This is a genomic window from Halorhodospira halochloris (genome assembly GCF_002356555.2).
In the GTDB taxonomy this organism is placed as follows: domain Bacteria; phylum Pseudomonadota; class Gammaproteobacteria; order Nitrococcales; family Halorhodospiraceae; genus Halorhodospira; species Halorhodospira halochloris.
Genome location: NZ_AP017372.2, coordinates 2,044,682 through 2,063,128 on the forward strand (window position 1 = coordinate 2,044,682; position 18,447 = coordinate 2,063,128).

Here is an 18,447-nt window from a genome sequence, read left to right on the forward strand (position 1 = left end):
GCTAACCACCGCGGATATGGCCATCGCCGATTACGATAAATTTCTCAGTAGTCAGCCCTTCCAGCCCGACTGGTCCACGTGCGTGGAGCTTATCGGTACTTATCCCTATCTCAGCACCGAGGCCATATTCATAGCCATCGGCGAAACGTGTCGAGGCGTTAACCATAACTGAACTGGAATCTACCTCGCGCAAAAACCGCTGTGCCATAGGGTAGCTCTCGGTAACTATAGACTCGGTATGTCCAGAGCCGTAGCGCTGTATATGGTCAAGCGCAGCATCAAAGTCATCGACGATAGTGATGCTGAGGATAGGCCCGAGGTACTCGGTTCCCCAATCTTCTTCACTAGCCGCTATAGCCTCAGGCACCATGGCGCAAACCCGTGGGCATCCGCGCAATTCAATATCCGCTTGGCGCAACTGCGCGGCTATCTGGGGGAGGACGCGCTCGGCAACATCAGCCGCTACTAGCAGTGTCTCCATGGTGTTACAAGTGCCAAGGCGCTGGACTTTGGAATTGACCGCAATGGCAACCGCTTTATCAATGTCAGCAGCGCTGTCAATATAAACATGGCAGACGCCATCGAGATGTTTGATTACCGGGATGCGCGCCTCATTGCTAATCCTCTCGACCAGCGATTTACCCCCTCTAGGCACAATTACATCGACATACTCGGGCATCTGGATCAGTGCGCCAACCGCATCTCTATCCGTAGTGGCAATGACCTGCGCACCGTCTTCAGGCAAGCCAGCCTGTACCAATGCCGAGCGAATACACTGACCAATGGCTTGATTCGACTTGATTGCCTCAGATCCGCCACGCAGAATCGCAGCGTTGCCCGATTTAATGCACAGGCCGGCGGCATCCGCGGTCACATTAGGCCGTGACTCATAGATTATGCCGATCACTCCCAACGGCACCCGCATCCTGCCGACTTGAATACCCGAAGGCCGTGAGGCCACCTCGCGCACCGCCCCTACCGGGTCAGGCAGGGCTGCTATCTCGCGCAACCCATCTGCCATCGTCTGGATGCGTGCAGAGGTTAGTTCCATACGATCAATGAGGGCATCATCCAGCCCTGCCTGGCGGGCTGCGCCGAGGTCTTCTTTATTGGCCTCCGCTATGGCCGCGGCGTTGGCCTCGATTTGCTCGGCCATGCCCCGCAGTGCTGCATTACGGGCAGCAGTGGTAGAACGCGCAACCTCACGCCCCGCAGCACGGGCTCGTTTGCCGATCGCCTCGACTTGTTTAGCTATATTGGCCGTTGAGTCGGTAGTCATTGTTCTCCGCTATATAGATGATCATCACAACAAGTCTCCCAAGTATCCCTGAGGGCACTTATAAAAGGCGCCACCGTTTACCAGCCACTACCAATCACCTAGATTCTAGCGCCGCGAAGCCGCTCTAGCCAAGCGCGATACTAGTGCCCTCAAGGCCTCTTGCGGATTACTTCCGGGAACTCCCTTGATGGCGCAATCGACCTCGTGGCAACGGCGCAATAGCCGATGCCACGTATGAGTGGGCTGGCGCCTAGCTGTGGCCTTCAGCAAGCCGCTGCGTCGTTTAAATATCTTCTCCTGATAGAGGATCTTATCATCCGCACCCGCAGATAAGCGGGCGGCAGCTCGTATGTCACGAGCCAAGGCCCATAGAATCAGCGGTTGGCCAGTCCCTTCCTGCTCCAGGATCTCAAGTATGCGGTGGGCCCTGGGCAGATCTCCATTAAGGGCAGCATCGGCTAAATCATCGACGCTATATCTAGCGCTGTCGGCTAATGAGAGCGCAGCGTTATCGGCGCCGACCGGACCTTTGCCGTTAAGCAGCAGGAGCCTTTCGACCGCTTGATCGACGGCAAGAAGATTGCCCTCTGCCCGCTCCACAATGAGCTCAACCGCCTCGCTATCAGGCTTTAGGCCGGCTCTCTCCAGGCGCTGCCGCACCCACTGCGACATCTTGTCAAGCGGCAATGGCCAACAATAAACAAAAACCCCCGCCTGCTCAATGGCTTTGACCCAAGCAGATTCGCGCGCACCTTTATCAAGTCGGTTGCTGGTGACCAGCAATAGCGCATCATCCGGTGGATCGCTGCAATAAACCTGTATAGCACGAGAGCCGGCATTACCAGGCTTACCGTTAGGCATACGCAGCTCAAGCAGGCGCCGATCACCGAAGATCGACATGCTCGCAGCCGCCTCATTCAGCCGCCCCCAATCGAAGTTTGAGTCGACATCAAAAACCTCGCGCTCGGAAAAGCCAGACTGACGCGCCGCCTCACGCCAAGCATCGCTTGCCTCGCGTTGGAGCAGCGGCTCTTCACCGGCGATTAGACAGACCGGCGGCAGGGCCTGCTGTCGCTCGAGCCGGCGCAGAAATGCCTCGGGGGTTTCAGGCATGGTTAGATAACCTGCAGACGCAGCATTATCATCCGCGCAACCTCGTCACGCAGTTCCTCCTCTATATCATCCTCGCGGCGGCGACGTTGATCGGCCCCACCCTCAACCTCGGCAAAGGTGCGCATTGCATTTGCCGCCTGGCGGTCGATGAGCACATCTCCCGCGCTATCCTCAACGCTATAGCTCACTCTATATTCCAAGCGATACTCCTCGGCATCACCACCGACTCCCACCGCTGCGGTCTCCCGGTCGCTGCTTCGCGTATGCAGAATCACAACTAGGTCGGCCTCGTTACGGCTCTCTACCTGCCTACCCCCGGCGCCTTCAATGCCCCTGCGCACAGCCCTACGCAAATCCGAGCTACCGATATCGTCGATCACATAAAGGCCCTGTCCAGCAAGAGATATACCCCCAGGCGATCCCCGCAACTGCCAACCACAGGCGCTGACGACCAAGCCGAGCAAAACCACGGCTAGTAGCGCCCCCCTGAAATAGACTCTGAAGTGGCCGATCTTCATCTCACTTAGCAACAACCACGTTGAGCAGCTTGCCTGGCACGAAGATGACTTTTTTCACCTCTTTGCCCTCCACAAAGCGTTGTACATTAGGTTCTTGCAAAGCAGCCTGCCGAGCTTCATCTTCGCTGGCATCAGCCGGCAGGGTGACGTGACCACGCAACTTGCCATTAACCTGGACAACCAACTCCAACTCATCGCGCTCCAAGGCGCTAGCATCGGCCTGCGGCCATCTGGCATCAACAACGGGCTGCTCATAACCTAGCTGCCACCACAGGTAGTGAGACAAATGCGGGGTTATCGGGGCAAGGATCAATACCGCAGTCTCCAGGCCCTCCTGCATCACGGCCCGACCGGCATCGCTTTGATCTTCAACTGCCTTGCCCAGGGCATTGGTCAGCTCCATGGTCGCAGCTATTGCGGTGTTGAATGTGAACCGCTTGCCTATGTCATCTGAGGCCTTAACAATTGTCTCATGCACCTTGCGGCGCAGATCTTTCTGCTCCTTTGTCAATGACTCATGCAAGCTTTGCGCATCCAAATCGGGCGGCGCCCCGGCACTAACGTGATCGCGTACCAACCCATAGAGACGGCGTAGGAAGCGATAGGATCCTTCGACTCCGGAGTCCGACCACTCCAATGATTGATCCGGTGGCGCTGCAAACATGGTGAAAAGGCGAACGGTATCAGCCCCAAAACGCTCCACCATCTCCTGCGGATCAACGGTATTGCCCTTTGACTTAGACATCTTGGCGCCGTCTTTTAAGACCATCCCTTGGGTCAACAGACGGGTAAATGGCTCATCGGAACTGACCAGCCCCTCATCGCGAAGCACCTTATGAAAGAAGCGGGCATACAGCAGATGAAGGACCGCGTGCTCGATACCACCAATGTATTGATCTACCGGCAGCCACTGGTCGGCGCGCTCATCGAGCATGCTCTGATCCTGATCGGCACAGGCAAAGCGAGCAAAATACCACGACGACTCCATGAAGGTATCGAAGGTGTCGGTCTCGCGCTCAGCAGACCCACCACACTCAGGGCAGGTGGTAGAGTAGAATGATGGCATTGACTTGAGCGGGGAGCCGGCACCGGTAATCTCTACCTCTTCCGGCAAGGTGACCGGCAGCTGCTCATCGGGGACCGGCACAGCACCACAACTCGGGCAGTGGATTATCGGAATCGGCGCCCCCCAGTAGCGCTGTCGCGAAATCCCCCAGTCCCGCAGCCGATATTGGGTCTGGCGCTGACCAAGGCCCTCAGCTTCGAGGCGCTCGGCTATGGCCACAAAGGCGTTCTGCGAGGTCATCCCCGAAAACGGCCCAGATTCGACGAGCACTCCATAGTCACTGAAAGCACCTTCAGAGATATCGAGATCACTTCCATCACCAGGATGGATGACTGGCTTTATGGGGATGTTGTACTGAGTAGCAAACTCCCAATCGCGCTGGTCGTGAGCAGGCACTGCCATCACTGCCCCTGAGCCGTACTCCATAAGGACAAAATTGGCTACCCAGACCGGTATTCGCTGCCCAGTTAGCGGGTGAATTGCCTCCAGACCGGTATCTACTCCGCGCTTCTCGCGGGTTGCCATGTCGGCCTCGGCCGTACCTCCGCTGCGAGCCTCGTCGACCAGATCGGCGATCTGCTGATTACTTGCTGCCAACTCCAGGGCTAGCGGGTGTTCGGGGGCCAAACCCATATAAGTAACGCCATAAAGGGTATCAGGACGAGTAGTAAAAACCGTCAAAACCTCATCGCGGCCGTCGAGAGCAAAGCTCAGCTCGACACCCTCAGAGCGTCCGATCCAATTGCGCTGCATATTAAGCACCTGGTCTGGCCAACCCTTAAGGTTATCCAAACCATCAAGCAGCTCGCCAACATAATCGGTAATCCGCAGAAACCATTGCGGTATCTCGCGGCGCTCGACGAGGGCTCCAGAACGCCAACCACGACCATCAATGACCTGCTCGTTGGCGAGCACCGTCTGGTCAACCGGATCCCAGTTGACCGCAGCAGTATCACGATACACCAGACCCTTACGGTAGAGGCGAGTAAACAACCACTGCTCCCAGCGATAGTACTGCGGGTCGCAGGTCGCCAGTTCGCGCTGCCAGTCATAGCCAAAGCCGAGGCGTTGGAGCTGCTCGCGCATGGCCTCGATATTTTCCCTTGTCCATGCCGCAGGGGGAACGCCACGCTCCATTGCGGCATTCTCTGCCGGCAGACCGAAGGCGTCCCAGCCCATGGGCTGGAGCACGTTATACCCTTGCATGCGTTTGTAGCGGCTAACCACGTCGCCGATGGTATAGTTGCGGACATGGCCCATGTGCAGCCGGCCGCTTGGGTATGGGAACATGGACAAACAGTAGTACTTGGGGCGTGAATCGCCCTCAGTGGCACGGAAGGATTCTTTCTCCTGCCAATACTGCTGGGCTTGAGTCTCTATTTTCTGGGGTTGGTACTGCTCTTCCATTGCGCTCGCATTATTGATGTGGATTGATAGCATGACTAATTAGCCCGTCAGAGCCCCTCAAAAAGTCGCTGTGAACCACCCAGCCCTCCAGAGAGAGCCCGATAATCCCTTTAAGGATAACTCAGGGTGAGTTGCAACCGAAGAGCTGAACATAGAAACTGTTCATAGAAGGGGCACGATTAGATCAAGGAGAGGCCAATGAGCAACCCTGAAGCGGAGAATCAAGATCGCCTAAGCCAAGGTTATGAGCTACTACTAGATAGGGTCAGAAAGATATTCGCAGAAGCTGAGGAGCACGTCCCCTCCCTCAGCGAGGCGTTAAGCCATGCCAAACAAGAGTGCATTAACAATGGTGAGTTAACTCACGAAGAGGCTAACCAGGTAGAGCACTATCTGCGCCGAGATGCTGAAGAAGCCGGTGCTTGGCTCGCTCAAAGCAGTGATGATGATCCACATCTAGGTGACTGGCTGCGCATGGATCTGCAAATGCTTGAGAGCTGGCTATGGGAGGCCTTCTCATCCATCGCTGATCGCACCAAACTGGAGTTGCAAGGGTTCACTACCACCGGCGAACCAAGTGTATATCACAGTGGTGAGGTTGCTGGGCCAGGCACCTTGCAGTGCTTCTCCTGCGGCCGCGAACTGAGCTTTTCCCGCCCTGAGGCTATCCCGAAGTGCCCTGGCTGCGATAATGAGGAATTTATTCGCACCGGCTACGGCGATTTTGAAGATTAACCCAAAGTACTTACTTGGCCCTGCCATTATTAGAGCATCTGCATTACAGGGAACCTCTAAAACTTCGCCAGCGCCACTCATCCGCCCCGGTGTGGAGGTCTTGGCGCCAGGGATGGCGCCATGAAGCCTCCAAGGATGGATTCACGGCGTCCTCCACACCGGAGCGGATGAGTGGCGCTGGCGAAGTTTTAGAGGCACCCTACAGGGGCATTTGTTAGCTGCTGTATTCGACATCGCCGGTAAGCGAGATATTTTGATCAGCTGCTATGGTTATGCTGTTGCCCCAAATTTGCACAGAACCCTGGGCAGACACAGCTACTCCGGCTGAATTGGCGCCATTGGCAAAGCTCACCATCCCATTCAAGCTCGAGACATCCAAACTCTCTTGGGCCTGGAGCGAAAATCTTCCTTGATCCACCTGAACTTCAATCCCTTTGCCAGCTGAGCCCAACTCCAGATCATACCCTGCAGTTATAGCCATACCGGCCTTAGCATTAAATTCAACATTGCCACCAGCTGAACAATTTAAGCTCTCGCTTGAGCCTACCACTGCGGATCCCCCAGCTCGAACACTGATATTGGCAGCAGAGTCGAAGCTTGCGCACCCATTGGCCACTTCTAGACGATCATTAGCTGCAACCGCCTCAGACCTCTGGCCTGCAGCGATCTCCTGTGCCTGCGCTTGGCAATCCAGCTCTATAGGCCCTTCGGCACAGGCGAGGCGGACCATATCGGCAGAGCGCGACTGGCCCAGCTTGATATCCAAAAGGCTCGCTAGGCCAGGACTGTGCAGAGATATCCGCGAACCATCAGCTGCACAACTGCCGGCTCCCTCGACCAGTAAACCTTGACCGGTGCGAGTCTGCACACCACCGTCATGACATTTGAAAGGTGGGGCCAACGGCTTTTCCCTTGCCTGCGGCAACACTCCGAGTATTACCGGCAAATCAGGATCGTGATCAAAGCAGGAGACCAAAACGCGGTTTCCCCCGCTCAGCGGTGTATACCACCCGGCACCATGTACTGCCGGGGAGGCAAAAGGCTGAAGGCGCTGCACTGGATCCGATATCGGCGCAAAGCCCTCTTCGGCGACCACTGCCTCCACTCTAGCCATTCCGGCTGCCGCAGTCTGAGCACGCCCTGCGCCGTGCCCAGAGTTGGCTACCTGAGCGCTCATCACCAGAGGGCGCACCTGCGTGGCAGGCAGTTCGGGACGATAACGCAGCAACTTGCTGCCGAGCAGTTCCGGCATGCTCTCTATTTCAACCCAGAACTCCTGACCATTAGAGCCCCGGCGCAGTCGATGACGGGCGGAGACTATCAAATGCCGACCTTCATAACGGCTCACAAAGTCATCTCCGCCGGCAGCTAGATCACTAACGTTGACACAAACACCAGCTCGTAAAGCTGAGCAATATCCCCAAGCAAAAAACCGATACTGCTGCCCAGTGCTACGCTCGGAATAGATGCGCTGCAAGCGTTCTATGTCAAAACCGGCATCTGTGTATCTATGTGCTTTGGCAGCCGAGACAAAGGGTTGTTCTACTAACTTTTCCCGGATGCGGTATCCGGATAAGCCATAACCGTGTTGATGACCAAGCGTATTGCCTGGCGCCACCTTTAACTGGTTATCGCAGGAATTTGGGCGCAATTGCAAGCCAGGTAATGCGCTAGAGTCATCGACAAATATAGGCCTCTCTGTAGGGCCATCTATCCAAGTGTAATAGATACCTTCTCGCGCCAGGATGCGTTGCAAGAGCGCATAATCGCTCTCTGCCGCCTGCAGAATAAAGCCCCGCTGACCAGTCGACGACCCTACACGCCAGTCAAAATCATCCTCGTCGTAACCTACCTTGGCTAGCAATTGAGCAACTAGTTCTCGCTTTTCTATCCGGGAATAGAGTCTTGTCGAGTGGTTCCAGTTGAGTTGATTAATACATGGCTCGATCCGACCTGTAAATCGCCTCTCGCCACTCACCGGACAGTCCCCTGACGACCAGCTGGTAACTACACCAGACACTTCGCGAGGAGCCCAACCGCCATTAGCCCAGCTTAATTTCGCAACATTCCCAACTATGAGATTGGATTGCCATAGGCGTGAGCACTCTCCATCAAGGGGGCCGGAAAAATCAAAACGAAACGGAGCAGAAAGCTTCTCTTCACCATCTATGGCAGTAATTTGCAACACGATACCTGCAACCTCGACCCGTGCCCATATTTTGCTCTGTTCTAAATTATCGCTCATCAGCTTATCCTTAGGAAAAATCAAGGGAATATCCAACGCAGTCGCTTTTGCGACGTGGAGCCTCTAAATACTCCCCAGTAACCATTTTGCTGCCCGGTGTGGACGCCGCGGATCCATCCCTGGAGGCTTCATGGCGCCATCTCTGACACCATGATCACCACATCTGGTGGCCTCCAAGACCCACCCTGGAGGCACCCAACTGCAACTCGATATTCCCGCTTAATTTTCGGTTATCTCGCTAGCCCGCAAGGAGATTTTTTTGGCTTCCAGGGAGATGTTTTCCCCCTCAATCACCACATCACCATCGCCATCAATTCTTATGCCAAAATCGCTGCCTATTGCTATTTTGCCACCCCCATTACTGATGATTTCGATATCCCCATGCGAGCCAACGGCTAAGCATCCCGCCTCAGCAACCACCGTAGCATCACCATGACGAGTTTTAAGCAGCATCCCTTGACCGCTGCTCAAGTTCAGCGACTCTCCTGCATCAATCTGCGCGTTTGCGTTCTCAGCGCTACACCATAAATCGCCCTGTTCGGCACTTAAGCTTAGATTAGCCCCAGCGCTCCATCTTATCTCCCCTTCGTCAACCGCTATAGTCCAATCACCACCCACCTGGGTGGAACAATCGGCTGCAACCTCAACTAGCCGATTGCCGCCACAGGCGATGTTAAAGTTACCGCCACTGTTTATTTCTAGAGCCCCTTGCGCCGAACTTAAGCTTACTCGAGCATCACAATCTTGCCGACCAGCCTCCATGCGCAGCTCACCGGACTTTTGAGCAGCAGTTAAGGAGAGCGACTCAGCACCATCACGATCATCGAATACCAACTCATGACCTGCCGGTGTGCGCAGCACATGTTGGTCTGGATTGGCGGAATTGACCGGCAAAGGTTGATGTTGATTGCCCAGTGCACCGAGCATTATCGGCCTCTCAAGATCGCCATCAAGCCCCGCCACCGCGACCTTTGTATGGGGCAACATTGGCCAATGCCAACCGTAGCTTCTACCACCATAAGGCTGGAGCAAGCGCAGTGGTGGCGTTGCCTGGCCAGGCGGAGAGTCCCCCTGGTCCATAGCCAGACGTGCCCGGTAAGATCCTTCCTCATCAATATAAGCTTGACTAGGGTTAGAGCCTTCAAGCTCGGCTACCATTAGGCCGCTGGCAGCTAATCTGTTCTTGGGCAGATCGGCGTACTCAAGGGCGACAGATAACAGCCTCGCCCGGCAAATATAGCTGGCTCTTTCTTTTCCCGGACCCCCTCGAATAGCTGCCGCCTGATCCCCTTGGTGGTTGGCGCTGATAACAAAATAGGCACTATTTAAAGCGTGGTTAGGATGGTTGTTAATACGAACGATTTGGCCAGGCGTTAACCTGTTCTCGGTATCTATTTCTATGCCGCCGCGTTGGGCATCAAAGGCACGCTGATAGACCTGCGCAAGTTTCTCGTGGGACTCTCTGCCACCGCCACACTCACCAAAGCGCTCCACCTCACCCCATCTACTAGCCGGCTGCGACTGCACAAGGGGGTCAGTTAATGCGCTACTAGCCACGGCCGCCTGCGATTGGGCTGGAAATTGCGGGTCAAAGCCAGCTATTGCAACTTGCCTAGGCTTCAGTTCGGTCCAGCTGCGGAGGCCGAAAATAGTTCCAGGAGACCGCACCTGCCCGCTTTGCGGAACGTAATCGAGCTCCAAACTTGAACTGCTACTTCCCTGTAGAGAGTCACTGATCACCACTTCGGTAAGGCTTTGCCGATGTCTGAGCAACATAAATAGCCCAGCGCGCGAGAGTATCCGCTGGATAAACTCCAAGTCACTCTCCTGGCCCTGGAGCAGAATCGCCTGTTTCTCGTGCGAGCCCTGAACCTCGAGCGACACCGAGGTGTTTGCTGGCAGCAATTCAGTGAGAACCCCGTATGCTGCGTCCGCAGCGCTGATATTGCGCCATACCCGTTGATGGCGAGATAGCTCCAAAAGTGCCAACGGGGAGCGGATTTTTATGACAAGAGAGGTTAAAGCTGTTGGATGGGCAACATCTTCGACTGCGAATATAATACCATGAATGACATGCGGGTTAGGCTCTAGCGACAAAGCCAAGCTGACTGTAGCAGCCATCCAGTTTGAACGATCGAGCAAGTGATCGCTTGAAATGCGCACAGTGTAGCTATAGTCATCTCCTACCTGCTCCACACCCTCAACCGTCTCTACCTCAATGATTTCACTGTCAATTCCAGGCAAACCAATTCTGAACAAGCGATTTGGGTGGCGTTTGGTTAGCAAAGCAAATAATGACGGCTGCAGACTGGCAACCTGCTGTTGAGCCGAAGGGTTAGCTGAAGTAATCCGCTCCATGGATTCCATTGTCCAATTCCTATTCAGTGGTTATTGAAAAGAGCAAAGAGCTTTCTCGCTCCGCGTTGCCCGCAAGCCAGGTTGAGCATCCTAGACGCCACTTATCTGCGCCCATTACCCATGTGTCGCGTTCACCAGGGGCGATTAAAAGCTCGATTTGGGCCTGATTACGCTGTCCTAGATAAAGTCCAACTAATCTTTTTAATGCTTCACCTCTTGCACTGCCCGGGCTTAACTCAACAGCATCAAGGTGTTGTAACGGCCCTATGACTATCTTCGTCATCCCTCCCGCGACAACCGTCTGCCCGCCTAGGCAAAAATCCTCGCCCACTTTAAGGCCAGTGCTACCTCCCAAGCACCCCTGCTCTGTGGGTTCGGCGCTGTCTACTCCGACCCATGTATGAACTCTATCTGATACTGCCACTGCCATTGTTCCACTGACCCTTTGCACGAGGCTCTGCAGGGCATATTTGCCAGACCGGAGTCGGCAATAAAGATCGGGAACAAGCCCCAGTCCATCATGCGACCGTGAAGTAACCGTTAAACTGCGCCAGGAATCTACCCAACCATGAGGATGCGCTATCTGCTCAACATGCCGCCAACAATCGACTAGAACTGAATATACAGAACCGTTGATTAAGTTAAGCAGCGCCCGCAAACTCTCGCCACTGCGATCTTCAGCTGCAGCCCTTTCAATCCAGTAGTGCGGTAAAGGCGAACCACCGCCGGCTAGCGCTAAGACATTGGCCTCAATTATCCAAAGCCCGTCCTCATCTATCCAACAGCGCCTAATCTCACCTGCGGGAAAACTCAGTTCACTGCTAGGCCGGATAACATAGCGCAGCGAATCTTCATCGTTGAAGCTCTCCAGCAGCATAACTGCTTGCCGTAACGAGAAATCATAACCTCTAGAAACGAGTCGCTGCAGGGCTAAAGGCAATTTGTCCATTGCTCTTCCTCACCGCTAGGCTCAAATACCAAAACCAGCTCAACAAATCGATCTAGCGGTGCCCATTCAAGCAAGACGCCGTGAATAAGCTCAGCCAACAGGCAGGCCTCCCCTCTATCTGGAATATGTCTAGTATCGATAGGCATCCTTACCTTGATGCCCTGCTCAATGACACCCTTGCGCCAGCGAGTAGTGCTTTGCCAATCGATATCACCTATTGCCCGCACCGCAACCGGTACTTGGCTGTGAGCAGCGTTGGCAACAGCAAACAGCAAGGTGCGCATAAACTGTTTATCGGCAAGCCTCTCTATGTCGCAGCGCAACAGGCAATTTAAGAGCTGAGTCTGCGCCGTCTCTACCGGGGCTGGCCTGAACGCACGCGGCCTATGCAAATTATTTACCGTAACGCCTTCTGGTACCTCACCTGAGCAGACATCAATGTTGCCTTTCGACAGATGTAAGCGCGGCAGGTCGCCGTTTGAGTAGAGTACATCGATAGATAGAGTCTGCTCTTGTTTGGCGCTGGCCGGATCGAGACGTATTTCTGGATCGCCCCGGCCGGCGCTCCCCTTATCCGGCCTTACAACTCGGTATAACCCTCCTGTGATGCCATCAACTCCCCATGTTGAAAGGGCCGAGTAGGATTGGCTTTCTCCACTATGGGTACTCCTCCCCTCTACCTGCAAAACCCGATGTACAACCCGACTGTCTGGCCCGTCTGTTTGACTTCTAACAAGACACTCATCTGCACCGGCCTGCAAACGCACAGGATCGGCCCAGCCCCTATTTAGATTAATCGCAGGCACACAGCCGTAGCGCAACACGCTCCGGGATGATTGTTCAACTCCGGGGGCAGGAAACGCCAGGTGGAATATAATATCTAGGGAGTTTAGTTGATCCGGCAGGTCTAATTGATCCAACCCACACAAATTAACAAAAAGCAGTTGCTCGCGGGCCAAAAAATATGCCTGTAACCTTTCAAGGGCTTGACTGCCGGGCAAAGAGACCCCGAACAAATCGCTGCATGACAATGGGAAAGCCGACTCAAAATAAATACTATCTTTTAATCGCAACACGCTGGCGGATAACTCTGCACCTGATAAGCGCACTTCAACATCGTCCACTCTCCTGAGCAAGGCTTCACGCATGGCATAGCCCTGCCCTGACTCATCATCAATCCACAGCAACAACGGTGAAAGGGCATGCTTGTCCCTGAAAGCAGCGGCGCTACCGGTTAGTTTGAACCGCAGCTGACTGCCACCGCCGTAGTGAGAGACCCATTGGAAATCCTCAAGCTTGAATGCCCGCAAAGCAATAGAACGCTGCGCGGCAAATGGCAGGCTTAGCGACTCATTGCCAACTGGCTGGGAATAAAAATGGGTCCCCGCAGCTATATCAGCTCCCTCAATTCTATTTTCATCCAGACCCAATTCAAGTGTTACCGTACTAGGATAGGGGTCTATAAGCTGCGGACAGACAGACTCCAGGAGTTGCTCATGTAGTCCTGCAATAGAGTGCTTAAGCTCTTGGCGCACCCCAGCAGTAAGATAAGCAACCCCCTCAAGCAGTCTTTCTACATAAGGGTCGCGATCGTTTACTTGGGATAAACTGAGCATTTTACCCTGCTCAGGGAAGCAACGCGCAAACTCCTCACCTCCTTCATTTAAGCGCCTCATCTCACCTTGAAAAGCGCGGAGCATGGCCATGCTGTTCTACCTCCATAAAGAAATAGTCCCATCACCTTGAACTGCAAAGCACATTTCTAAATCAAGGGCAGCCTCGCCTAAACCTTTCAACTTAGCATTTACTATTAATGCCAATACGTGGCTACCCTGCTGACTGGGAGGCTGCACTTTAATATTTGCTGAAATTACTCTGGGCTCAAAATCCAAAATATATTTTTTTATATCGGCAGCTAAGCGAGCTGATTGATACTCAACATCAGAGCCAAATGCAGATAAGTCCTTAACGCCGTAGCCTGGAATGTGAGACAGGCACCCTTTGCGCGCAGAAAGAAGCAATCTAATATGTTCTGCAACGCTCAAACGAAGCGATTCACACGATTTAAAATTATGCCAATTAATTTGCTGTCCAGAACATCCCTGTAAAGAGACTCTTCCTTGAACGATATCGAGCAATCCTGCCCCAGGCATTATTCTGTCCTCTTTTAGATGCTTAACTAGGGGCAAAAGCAATCTCTGCCCCTAGTCCAGCAATTACAACAGGTTAATATTTAATTAGCGCCCCTCAGTCCACGAGTCAGAGAACTCTATGTTTCCTTCGATATACGCCCAGGTTATTCTGGCATAACGCATCGACACTTGCTCCATATGTGGAAAACGTTCTTTATCTAACTCTTTTACATTGTGCATAACTGGCTTAACCGAGGTTATCTTCACGTCATGCAGAGTGTGTCTAAAATACTCCTTCTCGTTACCTGTTTCGTCAATTTGATACCAACTTAGGACAAGCTCTTCTAAAGTTTGGCCTTTACTGCATGCCTTATATAGGTAGGGCGAAGAGGCGTCGTATGACTTTGTCAGCACAAAAGGCTCATGCTTGCGCGTACCAGTCAATGCACCCGTGTCATTGTCTGTAGGGATACGCAATTCGTGCTCAAAACCAAGCACCTCTATGCTTCCTTCTCGCTCGGCAACGCTAACAGAACCCTCAATCTCATTCCCTTGGTCATCTTTTAACCACATATATGCAGGAATAGCCATCCATGTCTCCTTTTTTTAACTAATTAGTTGTTATTGGACAATATTTGCACATCACATAGGTTACGCAACTTGCACTTAACCCCCTTTTATCAATACCAACATTTACGCCGGCATTTGAGAAACCAACGAAAGCTTCAGGTCGATACCCTCAATCTGAAAATGGGGCATTACTGACATACTGACGCGAAAATATCCTGGGTTGTCGGGCACCTCCTCTACATTAACTACACCCTCACGCAGGGGCCTGGTAGCCACTAGCGTGGGATCTGGGTTTTGCATCTTGGTCACAAGCGTTTGCAGCCAATCATTCAACTCTTGCTCAAGATCCTGTCTGCTCTTTGATGTCCCAATATTCTCACGCTGCAGCACCTTTAAATAATGAGCCAGGCGAGACACCAAAAATATATAGGGTAACCGTGAGTTTATCCGAGCGTTAGCTGTAGCCAAGCCATCTGAGTACTGCACTGGCTTCTGCGTTGAGTTGGCCGAGAAAAAGCAGGCATGATCACTGTTTTTATAAAAACTCAGCGGAATAAACCCTTCATTGGCCAGATCCAGCTCCTTGTTTTCCGAGATAAGTGTTTCGGTAGGAGTTTTTACCTGCGTACCACGACCGAGATCGAAGCAGTGCAAAGGCATTCTGTCCAACCTTCCCCCAGCCTCTGGCCCACGAATATTCACAGTCCAGCCGTGATCTTTAAATGAACGAGCCATGTTTGAAGCAAAAGCGAAACTAGCATTACCCCAAAGATACTTTTCGTGGTCTATTCCAGTAACCGTCTCAGTATAATCAAACGACCTAACCGGGTTATCTTCTCCATATGGCAAACGTAATAAAAACCTTGGTAGGGTCAACCCAACGTAACGTGCATCTTCGGTTTCTCGAAACCCACGCCACCTTCCATACTCTGCCTTATCAAGATAACTCCCAACGTCTGGTATCTTAATAACCTCATCTATTGAATCTTTACCAAAAAATGAAGTTCCCGCCGCCGCAATGAATGGGCAGTGGGCTGCTGCGGCTATTCTGGATATTTCACTTATGAGTGTTATATCGGCCGCAGAACAATCTATTTCATAATTTGAGATCATTGCCGCCACCGGCTCTCCACCAGGAGTATCATATTCCTGGACATAAACGTGCTGGTACAAACCTGACTGAGTTATATCCGTGACATCTTCCAACTCTTCAGCAAGATCTTCTTTGGATAAATCTAGCAGTTCCAGCTTAACATTAGCTTTTGGATCACTTCGCTCAACAAGGAACCGCAAGCTACGCCATGCAGACTCTATCTTCTGAAACAGTGAACTATGGAACACCTCGTCTAGCTGTTCGCTAACAGCCAAATCAATACGTGCTATATACTCATCAAGTAATGCTTTATCAATGCGTTCTACTGGAGATTCACTTTTTCCTGCCAGATCAAGAAAAACCTGCAACGCTGCAGCCAATCGATTTTCGAAGGGTATATCTGCCATTAGCGTTGCGTCTTTGAAGGTATCAATATCCAGAGCCGTACTTATTGGCTCTACTGCTGCCAGTTCGCACAATCTCGTGTAACTGGCCTGTTGCTCTGCCACTGCCGCTCCCGCTTCCATGCTCATGCTGTTACTCCTGATATGTTTTCATTCCAAGTTACCAGCTGGGAGCCTCTAACCTCCCCCCGGGAGCCATTTAGCTGCTCCGGTTTTCAGAAGACAGTGAATCCATCCCTGGAGGCTCCATGCGTTAGCCCCAGCCACCAAAACCTCTACACCGGCGCTACTAAAGGCTCCGTGGAATTTTATAGGCTCCGAGCTGTATTAGTTATTTCCTGAAACTGAAGGGCCTATTCACTTACTTGGGTGGTATCTGGTTCCACCTCAGCATTGAGCGGCGCTAACTCTTGTAGCTCACCACGCACCCTGGTCAACTCTTCATGGTTGCCAACTATTCTCTCTAGCTCGCGCCGAAACTTAGCGTTATCCAGCACATTCGAACGCAAATCCTTGAGTAGATTGCGCATAGCCAAAAGGTTATCCACTTGAGGGATTTGTCTAGCTACCTCTTCAGGACTGAATGATTTGTAGCTATCAAAAGTGATATCTACAGGTATCTGACTACCATCTTTCGTGAACGTATTATCAACCAGTACTTGTAAGCGGGGGCTCAGCCCGGCCAAAACAGCATCTAGGTTATGTCTATCAACACTTATCCGCTCTCGCTCAGCAATCCTGCCCTGGCCTTTACCATTGCTATAGTCACCGATAAGAAGCATCTTAAGGGGGAGCTCAAGAGTTTTTTTGGCCCCTCCAGTTTGGACATCAACTGTGATATTAACTCGTGATTTTGGAACTTCTTGCTGGTAGCTTCCCATGCCTTATCTCCTCTGCGCTCATCCTTAGCGGAACATAGATTTTATACCACAACCTAACAACCATTTACAACTCATTTTTACTACAAATCTATAATAAACTCCACACTAACTTTGGCTTGATCTTTGCTAAAACAATATGTCGACCCATGACCACCATGCGCCCTCCCTTCCAAACCCCTGTTATAAGAATTCGAGGTAATTTCACCCTCTAAATCTCTTAATGACAGCGCATTTTTCGCCTCACTTATATATTCTTTAAAGCTTTTTCTCGGCACCGCTACGTTTGGGTTACATATTTTATTACCATCTTCGTCATCGCCATTTACCAGAGCGTTAATCCAGTCGCGATTCTCTGCTGACAGCAGCGGGCTGCCATCGACAAAACTTAAACCCGGCAACTCAGGTATTCTTTCTATCAATTCCTTTGTCTCGCTACGGATTCGCTTAGCTAGATAGTCCATACCAAGCTCCATTGCCGCCCTTTCCTCCCAAACCTGAATATCTAAACACAGGTGCCCACCGGGCTCTAAGAAAGCGCTTTCACAGGCTGCTATCACCTCATGCCAATTGTTGCCTTGCTGGAGTTTATTCTTTATTGATCGAATTGCTTGGCCACGTGGCGGTTCAACACCGATCCTGCCATATTTAACTGTTACAAAAAGCAATCCAGCCCATTTCCAGCAACGTGATAAGGCAACCATGCGCATCAGATCATTTTCAGAACGCAGATAGTCAAGCACGCTGCGCAAATGTTTAGACAGGTCACGTTCACTTGTGACCTTACTCTCTGCGGCCACACCGGCTAAGCCATTCTTGTCTCTATCGGGGCTCGAGCCCTTGTTAGGAGCACCAGATCTCGCACTGTCTGAGGAAACCAGGTAGTCAGCTGATCCTTCCGCTACACTTTGCTGATGCTGATTTGTTGCTTGGCGCTCCCGCAAATTAACCTGCATAAATTCACGCAAATTACGCAAAGCGGGAGGTTCAGCAAACAAGAGCCCCAGTGCAACATCCAGCCTATCGAGCTGATTAAGAGCCCGCTCAAGATCGGTTATGGCACAATCAGCTGAGTAGCGTTTTACAAATGCAACGATACGTTGATTGTTCAGCCATTCGATGGCACTACGCCTGCCCTGCTCACGGCGCGGAAACAGAGCTTCGGAATGCTCCTCTATAATTCCAGCAACAGCCTCAAGGGCAACAGCAAAACCGCTTATACCCCGCTCATGCAGTTCGCTTAGGCACAAAAAGCCAAGCACACGCAGATCCTTGCCTTCGACCTCTAGCAACTCGACCGAAAGGCGGCTAATTAGATCAAAATCGGTGCTACCCAACTTCTGAACTTCGTCACTCAGACGTGCAAACCTAATCCCGTATTTCGGATCAGAGCTTTGCTGATCAGCCTCGCCAGTTCTAATATCGCTGGGTAAGTCCAGCAGCACACTTCTTGGCAGCCCCAGCGGGTGATCAATTGATCCAAAGTCTTCACTAGACTGATCCGGGGTTGCCATATTTTCAAATTGATTTAAAGCTTCCATGCCACGCATTCTCCTCAGTTTGGGACCCCCCATATAGGGTGTCTCTAAAAACTCCCTCAGGTTGTTATCGCCCCGGTGTGGAGGCCTTAGTGCTAGGGGTCGCGCCATGCAGCCTTCAGGGATGAATTCACGGCTCCCTCCACACCGGGGCGATAACAA

The 18,447-nt window shown here is 52.3% G+C and carries 14 protein-coding genes; 1 reads left to right on the forward strand and 13 read right to left on the reverse strand.

All coding sequences use genetic code 11. The features are described 5' to 3' along the window. Position 1: 1 nt before the first annotated feature. The 4 genes from HH1059_RS09380 to leuS all read right to left on the reverse strand — a co-directional run bounded on the left by HH1059_RS09380 (position 2) and on the right by leuS (position 5,383). Positions 2 to 1,279, reverse strand: a complete 1,278-nt coding sequence (locus tag HH1059_RS09380; RefSeq protein ID WP_096409907.1) for a glutamate-5-semialdehyde dehydrogenase — start codon at positions 1,277 to 1,279, stop codon at positions 2 to 4. 105 nt (positions 1,280 to 1,384) lie between these two features. Next, positions 1,385 to 2,392 carry a DNA polymerase III subunit delta gene (holA, locus tag HH1059_RS09385; protein ID WP_096409908.1) on the reverse strand — a complete coding sequence of 336 codons (1,008 nt, stop codon included), beginning with the start codon at positions 2,390 to 2,392 and terminating at the stop codon, positions 1,385 to 1,387. Between the two features lie 2 nt (positions 2,393 to 2,394). Then, positions 2,395 to 2,925, reverse strand: coding sequence for an LPS-assembly lipoprotein LptE (locus tag HH1059_RS09390; protein WP_162549472.1), 531 nt, complete (start codon positions 2,923 to 2,925; stop codon positions 2,395 to 2,397). Next, the gene (leuS, locus tag HH1059_RS09395; protein ID WP_096410406.1) at positions 2,912 to 5,383 is read right to left on the reverse strand and encodes a leucine--tRNA ligase; all 2,472 of its coding nucleotides are present in this window, start codon (positions 5,381 to 5,383) and stop codon (positions 2,912 to 2,914) included. The genes HH1059_RS09390 and leuS overlap by 14 nt, the downstream gene beginning before the upstream one ends. Before the next feature lie 198 nt (positions 5,384 to 5,581). Here leuS and HH1059_RS09400 point away from each other — a divergent pair, with 198 nt between their 5' ends. Continuing rightward, on the forward strand, positions 5,582 to 6,118 hold the full coding sequence (locus HH1059_RS09400) for a zinc ribbon-containing protein (RefSeq protein ID WP_096409910.1): 537 nt from the start codon (positions 5,582 to 5,584) through the stop codon (positions 6,116 to 6,118). A 214-nt stretch (positions 6,119 to 6,332) separates the two neighbouring features. Here HH1059_RS09400 and HH1059_RS09405 read toward each other — a convergent pair whose 3' ends face one another. From HH1059_RS09405 to HH1059_RS09445, 9 genes are all read right to left on the reverse strand, one after another. Continuing rightward, entirely contained in the window at positions 6,333 to 8,363 is a 2,031-nt protein-coding gene (locus tag HH1059_RS09405) for a contractile injection system protein, VgrG/Pvc8 family (protein WP_096409911.1), read from the reverse strand. A gap of 219 nt (positions 8,364 to 8,582) precedes the next feature. Next, on the reverse strand, positions 8,583 to 10,730 hold the full coding sequence (locus HH1059_RS09410) for a type VI secretion system Vgr family protein (RefSeq protein ID WP_096409912.1): 2,148 nt from the start codon (positions 10,728 to 10,730) through the stop codon (positions 8,583 to 8,585). A gap of 10 nt (positions 10,731 to 10,740) precedes the next feature. Beyond that, a complete protein-coding gene (locus HH1059_RS09415) occupies positions 10,741 to 11,670 on the reverse strand; it encodes a type VI secretion system baseplate subunit TssG (RefSeq protein WP_096409913.1) in 930 nt (309 codons plus the stop codon). Beyond that, positions 11,652 to 13,376 carry a type VI secretion system baseplate subunit TssF gene (locus HH1059_RS09420; RefSeq protein ID WP_096409914.1) on the reverse strand — a complete coding sequence of 575 codons (1,725 nt, stop codon included), beginning with the start codon at positions 13,374 to 13,376 and terminating at the stop codon, positions 11,652 to 11,654. Before HH1059_RS09420 ends, HH1059_RS09415 begins: the two co-directional genes overlap by 19 nt. 6 nt (positions 13,377 to 13,382) lie before the next feature. Next, positions 13,383 to 13,823, reverse strand: a complete 441-nt coding sequence (tssE, locus tag HH1059_RS09425) for a type VI secretion system baseplate subunit TssE (protein WP_096409915.1) — start codon at positions 13,821 to 13,823, stop codon at positions 13,383 to 13,385. Between the two features lie 84 nt (positions 13,824 to 13,907). Continuing rightward, positions 13,908 to 14,393: an Hcp family type VI secretion system effector gene (locus HH1059_RS09430; protein WP_096409916.1), complete on the reverse strand. Its 486-nt coding sequence runs from the start codon at positions 14,391 to 14,393 to the stop codon at positions 13,908 to 13,910. Positions 14,394 to 14,495: 102 nt separating this feature from the next. After that, on the reverse strand, positions 14,496 to 15,998 hold the full coding sequence (gene tssC, locus HH1059_RS09435) for a type VI secretion system contractile sheath large subunit (RefSeq protein ID WP_096409917.1): 1,503 nt from the start codon (positions 15,996 to 15,998) through the stop codon (positions 14,496 to 14,498). A 224-nt stretch (positions 15,999 to 16,222) separates the two neighbouring features. Next, positions 16,223 to 16,750, reverse strand: a complete 528-nt coding sequence (gene tssB, locus HH1059_RS09440; RefSeq protein ID WP_096409918.1) for a type VI secretion system contractile sheath small subunit — start codon at positions 16,748 to 16,750, stop codon at positions 16,223 to 16,225. An 80-nt stretch (positions 16,751 to 16,830) separates the two neighbouring features. Next, entirely contained in the window at positions 16,831 to 18,288 is a 1,458-nt protein-coding gene (locus tag HH1059_RS09445; RefSeq protein ID WP_162549473.1) for a TssA family type VI secretion system protein, read from the reverse strand. Between the last annotated feature and the right edge of the window lie 159 nt (positions 18,289 to 18,447).